The 502-nt window shown below is 65.7% G+C and carries 1 protein-coding gene; it reads left to right on the plus strand.

Annotated elements, in window-relative coordinates:
• On the plus strand, positions 1-502 hold a 502-nt coding region (locus ABD140_RS40035), incomplete at both ends, for an ABC transporter ATP-binding protein (RefSeq protein ID WP_344248324.1).

The following is a 502-nucleotide window of genomic DNA, read 5'->3' on the forward strand; positions in this document are numbered from 1 at the left end:
TGGAGGTGCGCGACCTGCGCATCCACTTCCCGACCGACGACGGCCTGGTGAAGTCCGTGGACGGGCTGAACTTCCAGCTCGAGCGCGGGCAGACCCTGGGGATCGTGGGGGAGTCGGGTTCGGGCAAGTCGGTGACGAGCCTGGGGATCCTCGGCCTGCACAACCGCAGGAACTGCCGGATCTCCGGCCAGATCTGGCTGAACGGCAAGGAACTCATCGAGGCGTCCCCGGAAGAGGTCCGCAAGCTGCGCGGCCGCAACATGGCCATGATCTTCCAGGATCCGCTGTCGTCGATGCACCCGTTCTACACGGTGGGTGATCAGATCGTCGAGGCGTACCGGATCCACCACGACGTGTCGAAGAAGGTCGCGCGCAAGCACGCCGTCGAGATGCTGGGGCGGGTGGGCATTCCCACCCCGCAGAAGCGCGTGGACGACTATCCGCATCAGTTCTCCGGCGGTATGCGGCAGCGGGCGATGATCGCGATGGCGTTGTCGTGCGA

Origin of the sequence: Actinocorallia libanotica (assembly GCF_039525175.1) — a bacterium.
GTDB lineage: Bacteria > Actinomycetota > Actinomycetes > Streptosporangiales > Streptosporangiaceae > Actinocorallia > Actinocorallia libanotica.